This is a genomic window from Sphingobium soli (assembly GCF_020782245.1).
In the GTDB taxonomy this organism is placed as follows: Bacteria; Pseudomonadota; Alphaproteobacteria; order Sphingomonadales; family Sphingomonadaceae; genus Sphingobium; species Sphingobium soli.
The window spans coordinates 246,700-261,854 of sequence record NZ_JAJGNP010000002.1; the positions used below are offsets into that span (position 1 = coordinate 246,700).

The window sequence follows — 15,155 nt, forward strand, 5'->3', positions numbered from 1 at the left end:
CATAAAGGGGTCCGACTTGCTTCATTCCGTGCTGCTGCTACTCGCTGCGCCCGCCGCAGAGCCCGTGCAATGGGCGCAGATGACAATCGAGCGCCGCGTCATTATCCGGGTGCCGATGGCGCGCAAAGGCAAGGCGCCGCCCCGTGCTGATCCGCACGCGCGTGACGATTGGGACGAAAAAAAGGGTCCGCGCTGCATCGCCCTTCGTTCCATCCGCAGCGCAAGCATCATCGTGCGTGAGGGCGTGGACCTGCTGCTGGCGGATCAGCATCGTTACCGCGCTCGTTTGGAGCGAGGATGCGATTCGGCGGGCTTTTATTCTGGTTTTTACGTCGAGCCGCATGACGACGGGTCCATCTGTTCAGGGCGGGATGAATTGCAGGCGCGTAACGGCATGACCTGCCAGATAGATAATTTTCGACGGCTGGTACCCGCTGACGGTGACGATTAACGCATCATCTGGCCTCAATCTCTCTGTATTTCTTGACATGGGCGCGATATTTCCGCAATGGGCGGCCGATTTCCGTGCTGCGGACGCGTAGCGCGCATTTTCCTCCTGTCCCGGACCTTTGAATGACTTTTGCCGATCTCGGCCTTTCCGATGAATTATTGAGGGCCGTTACCGAATCCGGTTACGACACGCCTACACCCATTCAGGCGCAGGCGATTCCGTCGGTGTTGATGATGAAGGACATTATCGGCATCGCTCAGACTGGTACGGGCAAGACCGCCAGTTTCGTGCTGCCGATGATCGACATCTTGGCGCATGGCCGCGCCCGCGCACTGATGCCGCGCAGCCTGATATTGGAGCCGACCCGCGAGCTTGCCGCGCAGGTGGCCGAGAATTTCGAGAAATACGGAAAATATCACACGCTTTCGATGGCGTTGCTGATCGGTGGCGTGCAGATGGGCGATCAGGTCAAGGCGCTGGAAAAGGGCGTCGATGTACTGATCGCCACACCGGGCCGGCTGATGGATTTGTTCGAGCGGGGCAAGATCCTGCTCAACGGCTGCAACATGCTGGTGATCGACGAAGCGGACCGGATGCTCGACATGGGGTTCATTCCCGACATCGAGCATATCTGCACCAAATTGCCGGCGCAGCGGCAAACGCTGCTCTTCTCCGCGACCATGCCGCCGGTGATCAAGAAACTGGCCGACCGCTTCCTCAGCAATCCCAAGTCGATCGAGGTCGCCCGCCCGGCGACCGCGTCGACCAATATCGCGCAGCATTTGGTCAAGGTGGATGCGCGCAAGAAGCGCGAAGCGCTGCGGGCGTTGCTGGACGGACAGCAGGTGCAGAGCGCCGTCATCTTCTGCAACCGCAAGACGACCGTGCGCGAACTCAACAAGAGCCTGCAACGCGACGGATACAAGTCTGGCGAAATCCATGGCGACATCGATCAGGCGTCGCGTATCGCCGAGTTGGAGCGGTTCCGCGATGGCACGGTCAATATTCTGGTCGCATCGGACGTCGCAGCACGGGGCCTTGACATCAAGGGCGTGAGCCATGTGTTCAATTTCGATGCGCCCTGGCATCCGGACGATTATGTCCACCGCATCGGTCGCACCGGCCGCGCGGGCGCCAAGGGGGTGGCCTATACGTTCGTCACCAAGGACGACGCCGAAGCGATCGACAATATTCAAAAGCTGATCGGCACGAAGATCGACTATGCCGACTTTGCCGGCGAGACGAAGGACGCGGAACCCAAGGCTGAGGCCAAGCCGGCCCCAACCAGGGCGCGTCGGGCCGAACGTCTGGACGAACAGCGGAAGGATCAACGCCGCGAAGAGCGCAAAGTGCCCGCGAGCGGCCCGCGCCAGTCCAAGATGCCCGAAGATGGCCCGGACGAGGGTTGGAACGGCCCGGTTCCCGAATTCCTTTCGGTCGGGTTTGACCATTGATCGTTGCGTAAAGCCGGCCGAACAGTAGTATTTCCGTCATATTCGGTGCGGACTTGTAATAATATGGCGCTATGGATTCGCTCCCAAGGACAGAGTTTCCGGGGACCGTATCATGAACGCCATCACGCGCTTGCCCTTCCTTGGCGATCTGGAACAGGGGGCCGACGATCCATTCCACATCCCTGAACGGGAAGGGGAACGCCGCCGTTATCGCACCATCTGGATTTCCGATATCCACTTGGGCACGCGAGGCTGTAATGCGACGATGCTGATCGACTTCCTCGACAGCGTCGACAGCGAAACCATCTACCTGGTCGGCGATATCATCGACGGCTGGCGCCTCAAGAAGCGCTTTTATTGGCCGCAGGCGCATAATGACGTGGTCTGGCGCATTATGAAGCGCGCCAAGCGCGGTACGCGCGTCGTCTATATTCCCGGCAATCACGATGAAATGTTCCGTCAGTTTACGGGGATGAATTTCGGCGGCGTGGAAATCCGGCGCAAGGCGATCCACGTCACCGCTGATGGCCGCAAGCTGCTGGTGCTGCACGGCGATGAATTCGACACAATAATGCTGGCGCATCGCTGGCTCGCCTTCGTCGGGGACGCGGCCTATACCTTGATGATGCGGCTGAATGTCGTGGTGAACGCAGTGCGGCAGCGCATGGGGCTTCCCTACTGGTCGCTCAGCAAGATGGCCAAGCACAAGGTCAAGAATGCCGTCGAATTCATTTCCAAGTTCGAGGACGTCGTCGCGCACGAAGCAGCGACCCGCGGGGTGGATGGTGTGGTGTGCGGACATATCCACAACGCCGAAATGCGCGAGATTGCTGGCGTGGAATATTATAACGACGGCGATTGGGTCGAAGGCTGCACCGCGCTTGTCGAGCATTTTGACGGTCGAATGGAAGTGTTGCACTGGGCGGACGAGATTGCCGCCCGAACCGCCAAGGAGGTGGGGCGCCATTCCTCCCGGCTTGCCGCTTGACGGAGGAGCCGGTGCGGATCGCGATCGTCACGGATGCCTGGTCACCGCAAGTCAACGGCGTCGTGCGGACGCTTCAGACGATTGAGGGCGAACTGACGCGGATGGGGCATCCGGTCAAGGTGATCTCGCCTGACCTCTACGGCTCGATCCCGTGCCCGACCTATCCGGAGATTCGTCTGGCTCTGGTGCGCTCGGGCGTCGTCGGCCAGGATATCGCTGCGTTCCGCCCCGATGCGGTACATCTGGCGACCGAAGGCCCGTTGTGCGTGGCTGCGCGCCGTTGGTGCCTGCGCAGCGGCGTGCCCTTCACGACTGCCTATCATACGCATTTTCCCGATTATGTGTCGCAGCGCACGGGGCTGCCGGCAGCCTGGTTCTGGCGTTACATTCGCTGGTTTCACGGCCCCGCGCAGGCGGTCCTGGTATCGACGCGATCGGTCCGCGAGCAATTGCGTGCTCATGGCATCGCCAATGTGCGGCCATGGGGCAGGGGCGTCGACCTGACCGCCTTCACGCCGGACGCTGCGCCACTGGCGCAATTCGCTGATTTGCCACGGCCGATCATGCTCTATGTCGGTCGGGTCGCGGTGGAAAAGAATCTCGAGGCTTTCCTCGCCGCCGACCATCCGGGCACCAAGGTCGTGGTCGGCGACGGTCCCGCGCGCGCCGCCTTGGAACGAGCCTGGCCTCAAGCGCGCTTTCTGGGGTCCCTGTTCGGCGCGGATCTGGCGAGTGCTTATGGCGGCGCGGACGTGTTCGTCTTCCCCAGCCGTACCGACACATTCGGCCTGGTAATGATAGAAGCGCTGGCTTGCGGAACGCCCGTGGCGGCTTTTCCCGTGACAGGGCCTGTCGACATCGTAACGCCGGAAACCGGCGCCCTGTCAGACGATCTGAGCGAGGCCATCGCTGGTGCCTTGCAGCGGGATCGGGCGGCGTGTGCGGCCTATGGGCGCAGTTTCAGCTGGGATCGCAGTGCCCGCGAGTTTCTCTCAGGGCTCCACGCGATCGACCCGGACGTCATCGAAAGCGCCGCCTGACGCATCGCATGCCGGATTATCTTGCCGGAACCGGCGGGATGGACTATCCCTGCTCTGTCGTGGCCGCCCTGCTTGGGCGGCCCTTATCGTTTTTACGTGCCGGAGAAGTCCCGTGTCCCAGCCTCTCATGCCCCATGCGACCGCCAGCTGGCTGGTCGACAATACCGCGCTGAGCTTTGACCAGATCGCGGAATTTTGCGGGCTGCATATCCTTGAAGTGCAGGCGATCGCCGATGACACCGCCAGCATCAAATATACCGGGCGCGATCCCGTCCGCGCGCACGAAATCACCATGGACGAAATCCATAAGGGTGAAGCGAACCCGGACTATAAGCTCAAGATGCTGAAAGGGCCCGAACCCGTGCGCCGGACCAAGGGGCCGCGCTATACGCCGGTCAGCAAGCGGCAGGACAAGCCCGACGGCATCGCATGGATTTTGCGCAACCATCCCGAAATTTCGGATGGCGCGATCGGCAAGCTGATCGGCACGACCCGCACCACCATTGCCGCCATCCGCGACCGGACCCATTGGAACATCAGCAACATTACGCCGAAGGATCCAGTGACGCTGGGTCTGTGTTCGCAGCGCGAACTGGATGCGCTGGTGGTGCGGGCGGCGAAGAAGGCTGGTATCGAGGCGCCGACCGATTCGCGCCTGGACGGCGACCGCGAGGCGCTGATCGAGGAACTGCGGCGCGAGCGAGAAGATGCCGTGCGTCGTGCCGAAGATGCCCTCAAGAGCGAGTCCGGCTTCATTTCCAGCGCCGCGACGATCATCGATCCTTTCAGCAGCAACAAGGGCGAGGTCTGATGCCGTAGCGTCAGCGGCTCTCATGGGGCTGGCGCTGGAAATCAGACGTTTCTCAAGGGCTGCTTCCGCACGGGACGCAGCCCTTTTTCATTGGTTGACGCTTGCGTAAAGCGCGGGCGCGCCATACACTCCAGGGCATGGAGAGCATCGAAAAGATCCTGAAGGACAAGTATCGCCATCCCGCGCAGTGGGATCAGACCTTTCCGCCGATGTCGATGGGGCAGATGGTGACGGACAGCGCGCTGGCGCATCCCACCGCCCATATGGTCGATTTCATGGGGCGCAAATTCAGCTATGGCGAAATGTACGACCAGATCCGCCGCGTGGCCTGTGGGCTACAGGCCATGGGCGTGCAGAAGGGCGATCGGGTCGGCCTTTATCTGCCCAACACCCCCCATTATGTCGCGGCCTATTATGGCGCGCTGATGGCGGGCGCCATCGTCGTCAATTTCTCCCCCCTCTATACCGCCGCCGAACTGGAGCATCAGGTCGAAGACAGCGGCACGAAAATCCTCTTTACCCTGTCTGCCAAGGCGTTGCTGCCAACCGCGATGGAGGTGCTGGAACATAGCACGCTCGAAACGCTGATCGTGGGATCGGTGGCCGAGATGCTGCCGCCGGTCAAATCCTTGCTGTTTCGCTGGTTCAAGGCCAGCGAAAGCGTGGCGATCCCCGATGATCCGCGGATCATCCGCTATGACCGGTTCATGACCAACAAGGGCGATTGCGCGGTCGCCCAGATCGATCCCGTCAACGACGTCGCCCTGCTGCAATATACCGGCGGTACGACCGGCACGCCCAAGGGCGCGATGCTGACGCACCAGAATCTGACAGCCAATGCGCGTCAGGCACAGGCGATCGACCCGCACCAGCATGAACCCGATCGCATCATCGCGGTCCTGCCGTTTTTCCATGTGTTTGCTAACACCTGCACGCTCAACCGCACGGTGGTGAATGGCGGCGAAATGGTGATGTTGCCCCGCTTTGACGCGGCGCAGGTGCTGGCCGCCGTTCAGCGCGTTAAGGCAACGTCCCTGCCGGGCGTGCCGACGATGTTTCAGGCGCTGCTGGATCATCCCGCGATCCGCAATATCGATTTCTCGTCACTGCGCGCCTGTATTTCGGGCGGTGCGCCGCTGCCTCTGGAGCTCAAGCAGAAATTCGAGGCCGCGACTGGCGCGCATCTGATCGAAGGCTATGGGCTGACCGAAACCAGCCCGATCGTCTGCACCAACCCTTATGAGGGGCTCAACAAGAGCGGTACGGTGGGGCAGCCTGTTCCCGCAACCCGCGTGAAGCTGGTGGATCGCGAAGATCCCACGCGGCCGCCACCCGAAGGCGAGCCGGGCGAACTTCTGTTCGCGGGGCCGCAGATCATGAAGGGCTATTGGAACCGTCCGGACGCTGACGCGAAGGTCTTTGTCGGGGAATATATCCGCACGGGCGATGTCGGCATCATTGACGAAGATGGCTATGTGAAGATCGTCGACCGGTTGAAGGACATGATCGCTGTCGGCGGGTTCAAGGTGTTCCCCAGCCAGGTCGAATCCGTGCTCTACCATCATCCTGCGGTGAAGGAGGCGCTGGTGATCGGCGTTCCTGACCATTATCGCGGCGAGCAGCCCAAGGCGTTCGTGACCCTGAACGATGGGCATGAGATTGACGGTCCTGCGCTCAAGGATTGGGTGAACCCACAACTGGGCAAGCATGAGCGTGTCTGCGATGTTGAGGTCCGCTTGAACCTTCCCAAGACCCTGGTCGGCAAGCTGTCGCGCAAGGAACTGGTGGCCGAGGAGCGGGCAAAGGCGCAGGCCGCCGCGCTGGAGGCTGGAACCACGGCCTGATCCTTCCTATCTGATTGCCTCATAGAGATTTGAGGAATGACGAAATGGCGGAAGAAGTCGCAACGCTGGCCGGCGGATGCTTTTGGTGCACCGAAGCGGTGTACCAGAATTTGAAAGGCGTGAAGACGGTCGAAAGCGGCTATATCGGCGGCACGATGCCCAATCCGACTTATGAGCAGGTTTGTTCGGGCAACACGGGTCATGCCGAAGCCATCCGCATCACCTTCGATCCCGACGTCATTTCCTATGGCGATTTGCTCGACATCTTTTTCGCCACCCATGATCCCACGACGCTCAACCGTCAGGGCAATGACATCGGCACGCAATATCGGTCGGCGATCTTTCCGCATTCCGCCGAACAGGAGCAGGAAGCACGCGCCGGTATCGAGCGGGCGCAGGCAGATCAGTCCGCACCGGTCGTGACGGCCATAGAGCCGCAGGCGCCTTGGTATCCCGCCGAAGACTATCATCAGAAATATTGGGATAGGGTCGGGGACCAGAATCCTTATTGCATGGCGGTCATCCCGCCCAAGCTGGCCAAGTTGCGCAAAGGATTTGGGGAGCGTCTGGACGGCTGATCGTTCGCTTATTTGCTGTGTGTATATTCTGTCGTGACGACGGCGCCGCCCTTCCGGTGGCGTCTGTCGGGCATATCCTCTATGGACGACAGGCGCGCATCAGCAACTGGCGGGGACGGAACGATGAACAAGGCAATGATATTGGCGGGGCCATTGCTGCTACTGGGACTGACCGGATGCGTCCGCACGGTGGCCAGCGTCGTTACCGCGCCAGTCAGGGCGGGCTCGCAGGTTGCCGACTGGGCAACCACTAGCCAGGATGAGGCGGACCGCAATTATGGCCGCAAGATGCGCGAGAAGGAAGCGCGCGAAGGCCGGGAGGCGAAAAAGGCCGAAAAGGCGCGTCGCAAACAATGTCGCAAGGCGGGCTATGAACGCTGCGACTGACGCGGCGCGCTGATCGCAGGTCGATTATGCCGCCGCGCGTTTCAGCCGATCATTGATCGCCACGCCAATGCCTTCCGGGGGGATCGGTGCCACGGCGATCCGTGCAGCGGTGCTCGCGTCGGCGATATGTAATGCCGCAAACAAGTTCGCGCCCGCTTCGCGCAGATTGGCTTCGGGGCTGAGGTTGATGTGGCACGGCATCAGGCCAAATCCGATCAGATATTCGTCCGCCTCCGCCCGAAGGGCTTCCAGGCGGACGGCCTTGGCGGGCGCATAATGGCTTTCCAACTGGCCAGGCGCTTCGATTGCAGCATCCGCCAGTCCGACGACGACGGGAAGTCCGGTGGCCTTGCCCAGCATCGCGGCCGTGACGGGGCCGGGTCGCAATAATCGTATCCGGTCCGTTTCCGGGGCGGCGATGGTCGATTCCAGCCCCTCGCTGGTCGGCCCTTCGTCCAGCACCATGCGCACCTTGCCATTCAGGCTGGCCAGCACATGCTCGGCGCGCGTCGGGCTGATCGATCCGCTGCGATTGGCCGAAGGTGCGGCCAGGGGGCGGCCGCTTTCGCGGATCAGCGCACGCATCGCGGGATGGGCCGGCAGGCGCAACGCGACGGTCGGCAATCCGGCCGTCACCAGATGCGACAGCCCGCTATCTGCCCGTACCGGCAGCACCATGGTCAGCGGCCCAGGCCAGAATTGCGCGGCCAGCGTTTCCGCCGTGGTCGACAAATGAGCCAGTGAGCGCGCCATGTCCATATGCGCGACATGCACGATCAGCGGATTGAAACTCGGCCGGCCTTTGGCGCTGTAGATTGCGGCCACGGCGTTATTGTCGGTCGCGTCAGCCGCCAAGCCATATACTGTCTCGGTCGGCACCGCGACCGGCTCGCCCGCGCGGATCAACAGCGCCGCTTCCCTGAGCGATTCAGCGCCATAGCGGCAGGATCGTGTGGAATAGACTGGATTTGCGATGGTCACGGCCCCCACGCTATAGACCCCTGAATGACCGAGTAAAAGGCCATTGCGTCAGCACAATGACATGGGGCACCACATCGCTTTCCCTTCACTATGGAAATGATCTAAGGCCGCCCGATGAACGACGCTCTTTTAACCCGCATTGCTGAAGCACTGGAGCGACTGGCGCCGCCGACGGCCTCTTGCGCCGATCTGGCCGCCGCGCCGGCCTATATCTGGGATGGGCATGCCGTCCATCCGGTTCAGGATTTCGCACCTGTCGATTATGATCTGCTGACAGGGATCGATGCGCAGAAGGAAGCGCTCCTGGCCAACAGCGCTCGCCTGGCGGACGGCTATGCCGCGCATGACGTGCTGCTGTGGGGCGCGCGCGGCACGGGCAAGTCTGCGGCAGTGGCCGCCGTCGTCGGGAAGTTGCAGCAGGGCGGTCGGGATATCGCGCTGATACAATGCGCCATTGACCAGCTGGCCAGCCTGCCGTCGCTGTTCGCAATGCTGCGGGGCAGCGACCGTCCCTTCGTGCTGTTCCTTGATGACCTGGGTTTTGACGAGCAGGGCGCTGGCGACGCCCGCGCCCTGCGGTCGCTGCTGCAGGGCGGCACAGCGGCGCGTCCGGCCAATGTGCGACTTTACGTTACGTCTAATCGCCGTCACATCGTGCCGCGCCACCTGACCGAGCAGGATGATCCGATCAATCCGCGCGATGTGATCGATGACAAGATGGCGCTGTCGGATCGCTTCGGCCTCAGTCTCGGCTTTCACGCAATCGATCAGGACGCTTATGTCGCGATCGTCAACGGCTATGCGCAAACGCTAGGGCTGACCGTCGACCGGCTGGAGGCCATTCAATGGGCGACCCAGCGCGGCAGTCGGTCGGGCCGCGTCGCCTGGCAATATGTGGTCGAACTGGCGGGGCGGAACGGACTGGCGATCTGATCGCCAGCCCGATTACTCACTTGGCCTTCGCAACGCGCCAGACGATCCCGCCGACATCATCGCTGACCAATAGGGCGCCCTGCGCATCCGCCGTCACATCGACAGGGCGGCCATGGGCGTCGCCATCCTCGTCCAGGAACCCGGTCAGCACATCGACCGGCTTCGTCCTGCCGGCCTCCCCGTCATTGAAGCCGACGAACACCACCTTGTAGCCAGCGGCCGGCTTGCGGTTCCAGCTGCCATGCAGGCCGACGAACGCGCCGTCGGTAAAGGGCGCGCCGAGTTTCACCTTGTCGGCAAAAGCCAGACCGAGCGGCGCGACATGGTTGCCCAGCGCATAATCGGGGCGCTTGGTATATTCGCGAATTTCCGGGCGCTGCGGCTGGACACGGCGATCCTCATACCCGCCCCAATAATTCCAGGGCCAGCCGTAGAAGGCGCCAAATTCGATCCGCGTCAGATAATCGGGGACAAGGTCCGCGCCCAGCATGTCGCGCTCATTGACAACGCCCCATAGCGCCCCGCTCTTGGGTTCGAAGGCAAGGCCGACAGGATTGCGCAGACCGGACGCGAAGACGCGCTTATACCCGTTCCTGGGGTTCACTTCGAACACCACCGCGCGGTTGCGCTCGCGCTCCAGCCCATTTTCGCCGATATTGCTGTTCGACCCGACGCCGATGTACAGCAGCCCGTCGGGCGATGCGACCATGCTCTTGGTCCAATGCTGGTTGGGCGATTGGGCGGGCAGGTCGATGATCTTGCGCCCGGCGGCGCTGATCTTCGTGTCGCCTTCCTTGTACGGGAAGGCCATCAGCGCATCAGTATTGGCAACGTAAAGCGTGTCGCCGATCAAGGCCATTCCGTAGGGCGAGTTCAGGCCCGTCAGAAATGCCGTCTTGGTATCGGCCCTGCCGTCCTTGTCGGTGTCGCGCAGCAGGGTAATACGGTTGGCCGAAGGAACGCCAGCACCCGCCTTGTCCATCAGGTAGTTCATGACCCGCTGGACGATGCCGTCCTTGGGGCGCGGCGGGCTGTTGGTTTCGGCGACCAAGATGTCGCCATTGGGCAGCCGCAGCAGGGATCGCGGATGCGCCAGGCCCTCGGCAAACCGGTCGACCGCCAATCCCTTGGCGGCAACGGGTTTCTCGCCGGCCTTCCACGGCTTGACCTCGGCAATATTCACCGTCGGGATCATCTCGCTGCGAGGGCTGGTGAAAACCGGTTCCCGGCCCGTATCGGCGCCTGCCGGCAATCGGGCTGTGTCGCCCTGGGCCAGATAGAGAAATCCACCGCCGACGAGCGCGAGGGCGACGAGGGGGAGGGCAATGAGATGCTTGTTCATGCGCCACATCTATGCGCCGATCGGGTGTCGGGCAAGGTTATTGCCCCGTTGTAACGCCGCTTATTTGCCGCGTTCGCCCAGATAGATCAGCAAGGCGATAATGATACCTAGCGCCAAACCGCTTAACAACCCGATCGTCGGCTGACCCAACAGGCCGCCGCCGATCGTACCGGCGAGAATCAGCAGCGCGATGATCGCGCCGGAACCGGTCGGATTGGAACGACGATCCTTCATGGCGCTGTCCTTGCCATGCTAATCTGATTGAAGCCAGCGCCTTTGCGACCCTGTCCAAAATGGGTCGAACGATCCCGAAGCGGGATATTCGTCCCGAAACGGGATATGCCTAAACGCGTCTTCATCATAATCTCCCAGCGTTTTCGTTGATCCGCCTGGATGGCATGTTTCTTGGGTCGGCCGATGGATATCAAAAGGGGGAGCGGGGGCGCACCATGCAATTGCCATATCTGTCCGGCCGCAAAAGCGTTGACGACGCGGCCGATCTGATCAGCCGATTTGGCGCCAATGCCGGCTATGAAGCGGCCGCCCGTGCCGGTCGAAGCCTGGACCAGGGCAACCATATCCATTTCTGTCACTGGCGGCAGATAGAACGGCTCATCCTGTTGCTGGCAATTGATCAGCCGGCCGGTACCGTCCACTGACGATGGCTTAAAGGCGCAGCCCAGCGGTCTCGGGCAATCCGGCAAGGATATTGAGATTCTGCACGGCCGCGCCGGCCGCGCCCTTGCCCAGATTGTCAAGCGCGGCCACCAGCCGGGCCTGGCCGGTGTCCGGGTTGCCGCACAGGAACAATGCCAGTCGATCGGTCGCGCCCACATATTCCAGCGGCACGCCGGACATGGCCGCGCTGTCCTCCAGCGCGGCGACGGTGACGATCGACGACTGCGCATAGGCTGACGCCAGCGCGTCGTGAATGTCGGCCAGCGATGGCGTGCCCGGCATGGCGCGCAGTTGCAATGGCACTTCCACGATCATGCCGCGATAGGCATTGGCCACCGCAGGCGCGAAGAGCGGCGGGTGCGTCAATCCGGAATAGCGGGTCATTTCCGGCACATGCTTGTGCCCGAGGCTGAGGCCATAGGGGCGGAAGGCGCTGGGCTGCGCGGCGGCGCCCTCATAGTCCGCAATCATCGCCTTGCCGCCGCCCGAATAGCCCGATGCGCCGGACACTGTGACCGGCCAGTCAGCTGGAATGAGCCCGGCGAGCACCAGCGGGCGCACCAGCGCAAGGAAACCCGTGGGCCAGCAACCCGGGTTGGCGACGCGGCGGCTTGCGGCCAGGCGGTTCCGATGTCCCGGCTCCAGTTCCGGAAATCCATAGGTCCATCCGTCGGCCACGCGATGTGCGGTCGATGCGTCGATCACGCGCGTATGATCATTGTCGATCAGCGCCACCGCCTCGCGCGCGGCGTCGTCGGGCAGGCACAGGATCACGATGTCCGCAGCATTCAGCGCGTCGCGCCGGGCGGCCGCATTCCTGCGATCCTCCAGATCGAGCGTGATGAGCGAGAGTTCCTGCCGGCCCGCGAGCCTTTCGGCGATTTCGATCCCGGTCGTCCCATGCCCGCCGTCGATGAAGACATTCGTGGTCATAAACTTACCCTGCGCCGCGCGATGATCGGACTGGGATGGTCCGCCGCCAGCCGGGCGACGACGTCGACCAAAGGTTCCTTCACCACGGCCATCCAGTGCGCGTTCGCATGCAATAGGGTGGCGCCGTCCGTCATGATGCCGACATGGCCGGGAAAGAAGATGAGGTCCCCACGTTTCAGCCCTGCGTCGCTTTCGATGGGCGTGCCGATCCCTTCGCTTTGCAGGTCGGTATCGCGCGGCACGCTGAGTCCTGCTCGGCCGAGCGCCACTTGGACCAGGCCGGAGCAGTCGATGCCGCGATGCCCGCGTCCGCCCCAGACATAGGGCTTGCCCAGGTGCCGTTCGGCCAACGAAACCCAATCGGCGGTCGACTCGGTTAAAGGCGCGGCATGGCGCAGATGCACAAACCCATCCCCGCAGGCGATGAAGTCACCACAATGCTCGCCCGTAAACCTGGCCCCAAGCGGCCAATAGTCCGCGATCGGCGATTTGATGTCGGGCGCACTGAACAGGGGCGCGGTCAATGCCGTTACCCGATGGGTGGGCTGTTCCTCAACATCCAGCGCGTCGCGCCGGATATAGCCGACATAGCCGTCATGCCCGCAAAAACCCCATGCCCAGTCCGTGGTTACGTCCAGCGCGTGGAAGACTTCGCCACGCAGCAGTTCGCTGATCGCTTCGGCCGTCGGCGATGCCGCCGCCAATATGGGGGTGCCGGGCGCAACGCATGTCAGTGCAACCGCCCGCGCATAATGAGCGGAAAAGAGCGTTCCTGCTAGCGAAAGATCGGCCAGGTCGCCACGCGCTGCATGAACACGCCGGTCCAGCGCGGCCGAACGGCCTTGCAGTTTGAACCGGGTTCTTTCAGGCGGAGCGTTCCGCAGCGGGGTTGTCCATCCGTTCATCGCGCGCGGTTCCTGCGATGAAAAGGTGAAAGGCGTCAAGAAATTCCGCGCCTTTGGGCGTTCGGGTGATGAAAATATTGCGACGGTCTGCAACATCGCGCTCACGCCGCAGATAGCCGAGCGCCGATAATTTGTTGAGCGCGCGCGTGATCACCGGCTTTGAGACATGCAGCGTTTCGGCAAGGCCCCGCACGGTATGCGGCCCCGAGCTGATATACACCGTCATCATCAGGGCCATTTGGCGATTGGTAAGGTCGGGTTTGCCCGAGCGTACATAATCGACCAGCGTCGACATCCACTGACGCAGCAACGGGATGCCCGGGCGGTTGGTCTCGGCGGAGGACTGACTGGCTGAAAGGGCGTTCATGCCCGCTTAACGCGCGATGGCCAATCCGGTTGCGTAACGGATAGGCCTTTGTAAATGCGTCATCGTTCTGGGCGATAGCGATCCTGAAGCAATCTGAATATGGCGCGCATACCCAACGCTTCGCCACCCTTAGGGCGGCCGGGTTTGGCGGACGGACGCCAGGCGAATGTATCGAGATGCAGCCAGGGTGTGTTGTCCGGAACGAAGCGCTTCAGAAACAAAGCTGCGGTGATCGCGCCGGCAAAGCCGCCATCACCGGCATTGTTGATGTCGGCCACGTCGGATTTGAGCATATCGGCATAGGGATCCCACAGCGGCAACCGCCACAGCGGGTCGTCGACGTCGGTGCCATGGGCGATCGCTTGCCCCGCAAGATCATCGTTGTTGCAGAATAAGGCGGGCAGATCGGGGCCGACCGCGACACGCGCAGCGCCCGTCAGCGTGGCGAAATCGATCACCAGGTCCGGCCTGTCTTCGCCGGCGCGAGTTAGTGCGTCCCCCAGCACAAGGCGGCCTTCGGCATCGGTATTGCCGATTTCGACGGTCAGCCCCTTGCGGCTGCGTAGGATGTCGCCCGGGCGAAAGGCGTTCGCGCCAATGGCGTTTTCGGCTGCGGCGATCAGAAGATGCAGCCGAACAGGCAGACGGTTCGCCATGATCAATTGTGCAAGCGCAAGCGCGTGGGCCGCCCCGCCCATGTCCTTCTTCATCAGGCGCATGCCCGATGATGGCTTGATGTCGAGGCCGCCGCTGTCGAAACAGATGCCCTTGCCCACCAGGGCGAGGCGGGGGTCGGACGGCTCACCCCATTCCAATTCTATCAACCGCGGCGCAAAGCTGCGGTCGGCGGCCTTGCCCACGGCATGGATCATGGGAAAGCCCTGCTCCAGTGCGTCCCCGCGGGTGGTGGTGACGCGGGCGCCGAATGGTTGCGCGACGCGTTCCACCGCCTGCTCCAGATCAGGCGGCCCCATGTCGGCAGCCGGAACATTGACCATGTCCCGCACCAGCGCGGTTGCACGGGCCAGATGCAGGGTCGGTTCAATACGGGCGACGTCCTGGGTCAGAAGGACTTTGGGACCCGTTGAATTGTCGTCCTGCCGATAGCGGTCGAACCGATATTGCGCCATCAGCCAGCCAAGCGCCGCGTCACCCGCCCGACCATCGGCGAGCCGATACTGCCCCTCCGGCAAGGCCTCCGCCAATTTGGCGAGGCACCAGGGGCCCATTTTTCCCCGATCCGGCACGACCGTGACGACCGACCAGTCATGCTGATCCCCGCCCCACAACAGCGCATGATCGCCAATCTTGCCGCGAAACTTTTGCGCTGAGAGCATGTGCCGAGTCGAAGCGGATTGCCCGCTGTTCCACGCGTCGTAGCTGTCGGGATCCAGCAATTGGATCATGTGCGCGGGCTGTTGGTTATCTGTTTTGAGCAGGTCGGAAAAGTCGATCATGCCGCC

At 62.4% G+C, this 15,155-nt stretch carries 17 protein-coding genes; 10 read left to right on the forward strand and 7 right to left on the reverse strand.

Annotation, left to right across the window (positions count from 1 at the left end; translation table 11 throughout):
- Positions 1 to 16 precede the first annotated feature (16 nt).
- The 8 genes from LL253_RS03890 to LL253_RS03925 all read left to right on the forward strand — a co-directional run bounded on the left by LL253_RS03890 (position 17) and on the right by LL253_RS03925 (position 7,553).
- Positions 17 to 451 (forward strand): hypothetical protein, encoded by a 435-nt coding sequence (locus LL253_RS03890; RefSeq protein WP_009821331.1) that lies wholly within the window; start codon positions 17 to 19, stop codon positions 449 to 451.
- A 122-nt stretch (positions 452 to 573) separates the two neighbouring features.
- On the forward strand, positions 574 to 1,905 hold the full coding sequence (locus LL253_RS03895) for a DEAD/DEAH box helicase (RefSeq protein WP_228226274.1): 1,332 nt from the start codon (positions 574 to 576) through the stop codon (positions 1,903 to 1,905).
- Between the two features lie 112 nt (positions 1,906 to 2,017).
- The gene (locus LL253_RS03900; protein WP_009821333.1) at positions 2,018 to 2,893 is read left to right on the forward strand and encodes a UDP-2,3-diacylglucosamine diphosphatase; all 876 of its coding nucleotides are present in this window, start codon (positions 2,018 to 2,020) and stop codon (positions 2,891 to 2,893) included.
- A gap of 11 nt (positions 2,894 to 2,904) precedes the next feature.
- Complete coding sequence (locus LL253_RS03905) at positions 2,905 to 3,933, forward strand: glycosyltransferase family 4 protein (protein WP_037542614.1); 1,029 nt, start codon at positions 2,905 to 2,907, stop codon at positions 3,931 to 3,933.
- Between the two features lie 127 nt (positions 3,934 to 4,060).
- On the forward strand, positions 4,061 to 4,744 hold the full coding sequence (locus LL253_RS03910; protein ID WP_228220556.1) for a DUF1013 domain-containing protein: 684 nt from the start codon (positions 4,061 to 4,063) through the stop codon (positions 4,742 to 4,744).
- A gap of 137 nt (positions 4,745 to 4,881) precedes the next feature.
- Entirely contained in the window at positions 4,882 to 6,588 is a 1,707-nt protein-coding gene (locus LL253_RS03915) for a long-chain-fatty-acid--CoA ligase (protein ID WP_228226275.1), read from the forward strand.
- Positions 6,589 to 6,632: 44 nt separating this feature from the next.
- On the forward strand, positions 6,633 to 7,166 hold the full coding sequence (gene msrA / locus LL253_RS03920; protein ID WP_228226276.1) for a peptide-methionine (S)-S-oxide reductase MsrA: 534 nt from the start codon (positions 6,633 to 6,635) through the stop codon (positions 7,164 to 7,166).
- A 123-nt stretch (positions 7,167 to 7,289) separates the two neighbouring features.
- Positions 7,290 to 7,553 (forward strand): hypothetical protein, encoded by a 264-nt coding sequence (locus LL253_RS03925; RefSeq protein ID WP_009821338.1) that lies wholly within the window; start codon positions 7,290 to 7,292, stop codon positions 7,551 to 7,553.
- A 24-nt stretch (positions 7,554 to 7,577) separates the two neighbouring features.
- Here the strand turns inward: LL253_RS03925 and LL253_RS03930 are convergent, their stop codons facing one another.
- Positions 7,578 to 8,534 carry an L-threonylcarbamoyladenylate synthase gene (locus LL253_RS03930; protein WP_228226277.1) on the reverse strand — a complete coding sequence of 319 codons (957 nt, stop codon included), beginning with the start codon at positions 8,532 to 8,534 and terminating at the stop codon, positions 7,578 to 7,580.
- 114 nt (positions 8,535 to 8,648) lie between these two features.
- Here LL253_RS03930 and LL253_RS03935 point away from each other — a divergent pair, with 114 nt between their 5' ends.
- A complete protein-coding gene (locus LL253_RS03935; protein ID WP_228226278.1) occupies positions 8,649 to 9,467 on the forward strand; it encodes an ATP-binding protein in 819 nt (272 codons plus the stop codon).
- 16 nt (positions 9,468 to 9,483) lie between these two features.
- Here LL253_RS03935 and LL253_RS03940 read toward each other — a convergent pair whose 3' ends face one another.
- Positions 9,484 to 10,809, reverse strand: a complete 1,326-nt coding sequence (locus LL253_RS03940) for a PQQ-dependent sugar dehydrogenase (protein ID WP_228220368.1) — start codon at positions 10,807 to 10,809, stop codon at positions 9,484 to 9,486.
- 60 nt (positions 10,810 to 10,869) lie between these two features.
- Positions 10,870 to 11,043: a hypothetical protein gene (locus tag LL253_RS03945; protein WP_009821342.1), complete on the reverse strand. Its 174-nt coding sequence runs from the start codon at positions 11,041 to 11,043 to the stop codon at positions 10,870 to 10,872.
- A gap of 215 nt (positions 11,044 to 11,258) precedes the next feature.
- Here LL253_RS03945 and LL253_RS03950 point away from each other — a divergent pair, with 215 nt between their 5' ends.
- Positions 11,259 to 11,468, forward strand: a complete 210-nt coding sequence (locus tag LL253_RS03950; protein ID WP_228220367.1) for a hypothetical protein — start codon at positions 11,259 to 11,261, stop codon at positions 11,466 to 11,468.
- 7 nt (positions 11,469 to 11,475) lie between these two features.
- Here LL253_RS03950 and argC read toward each other — a convergent pair whose 3' ends face one another.
- The 4 genes from argC to LL253_RS03970 are packed head-to-tail and all read right to left on the reverse strand — an operon-like array spanning position 11,476 to position 15,149.
- Positions 11,476 to 12,420: an N-acetyl-gamma-glutamyl-phosphate reductase gene (argC, locus tag LL253_RS03955; RefSeq protein WP_228226279.1), complete on the reverse strand. Its 945-nt coding sequence runs from the start codon at positions 12,418 to 12,420 to the stop codon at positions 11,476 to 11,478.
- Entirely contained in the window at positions 12,417 to 13,325 is a 909-nt protein-coding gene (locus LL253_RS03960; protein WP_228226280.1) for a C40 family peptidase, read from the reverse strand. Before LL253_RS03960 ends, argC begins: the two co-directional genes overlap by 4 nt.
- A complete protein-coding gene (locus LL253_RS03965; protein WP_009821346.1) occupies positions 13,285 to 13,692 on the reverse strand; it encodes a MarR family transcriptional regulator in 408 nt (135 codons plus the stop codon). The genes LL253_RS03960 and LL253_RS03965 overlap by 41 nt, the downstream gene beginning before the upstream one ends.
- A 59-nt stretch (positions 13,693 to 13,751) precedes the next feature.
- On the reverse strand, positions 13,752 to 15,149 hold the full coding sequence (locus tag LL253_RS03970; RefSeq protein ID WP_228226281.1) for a leucyl aminopeptidase family protein: 1,398 nt from the start codon (positions 15,147 to 15,149) through the stop codon (positions 13,752 to 13,754).
- Positions 15,150 to 15,155: the final 6 nt, after the last annotated feature.

Excerpts from the sequence above, each read along its gene's own strand:
- LL253_RS03960 (WP_228226280.1), bottom strand. The coding sequence starts at position 13,325 with ATGAACGGATGGACAACCCCGCTGCGGAACGCTCCGCCTGAAAGAACC.
- LL253_RS03925 (WP_009821338.1), top strand. The coding sequence starts at position 7,290 with ATGAACAAGGCAATGATATTGGCGGGGCCATTGCTGCTACTGGGACTG.
- LL253_RS03895 (WP_228226274.1), top strand. The coding sequence starts at position 574 with ATGACTTTTGCCGATCTCGGCCTTTCCGATGAATTATTGAGGGCCGTT.
- LL253_RS03945 (WP_009821342.1), bottom strand. The coding sequence starts at position 11,043 with ATGAAGGATCGTCGTTCCAATCCGACCGGTTCCGGCGCGATCATCGCG.
- argC (WP_228226279.1), bottom strand. The coding sequence starts at position 12,420 with ATGACCACGAATGTCTTCATCGACGGCGGGCATGGGACGACCGGGATC.
- msrA (WP_228226276.1), top strand. The coding sequence starts at position 6,633 with ATGGCGGAAGAAGTCGCAACGCTGGCCGGCGGATGCTTTTGGTGCACC.
- LL253_RS03910 (WP_228220556.1), top strand. The coding sequence starts at position 4,061 with ATGCCCCATGCGACCGCCAGCTGGCTGGTCGACAATACCGCGCTGAGC.
- LL253_RS03970 (WP_228226281.1), bottom strand. The coding sequence starts at position 15,149 with ATGATCGACTTTTCCGACCTGCTCAAAACAGATAACCAACAGCCCGCG.
- LL253_RS03965 (WP_009821346.1), bottom strand. The coding sequence starts at position 13,692 with ATGAACGCCCTTTCAGCCAGTCAGTCCTCCGCCGAGACCAACCGCCCG.
- LL253_RS03915 (WP_228226275.1), top strand. The coding sequence starts at position 4,882 with ATGGAGAGCATCGAAAAGATCCTGAAGGACAAGTATCGCCATCCCGCG.
- LL253_RS03940 (WP_228220368.1), bottom strand. The coding sequence starts at position 10,809 with ATGAACAAGCATCTCATTGCCCTCCCCCTCGTCGCCCTCGCGCTCGTC.
- LL253_RS03935 (WP_228226278.1), top strand. The coding sequence starts at position 8,649 with ATGAACGACGCTCTTTTAACCCGCATTGCTGAAGCACTGGAGCGACTG.
- LL253_RS03900 (WP_009821333.1), top strand. The coding sequence starts at position 2,018 with ATGAACGCCATCACGCGCTTGCCCTTCCTTGGCGATCTGGAACAGGGG.
- LL253_RS03950 (WP_228220367.1), top strand. The coding sequence starts at position 11,259 with ATGCAATTGCCATATCTGTCCGGCCGCAAAAGCGTTGACGACGCGGCC.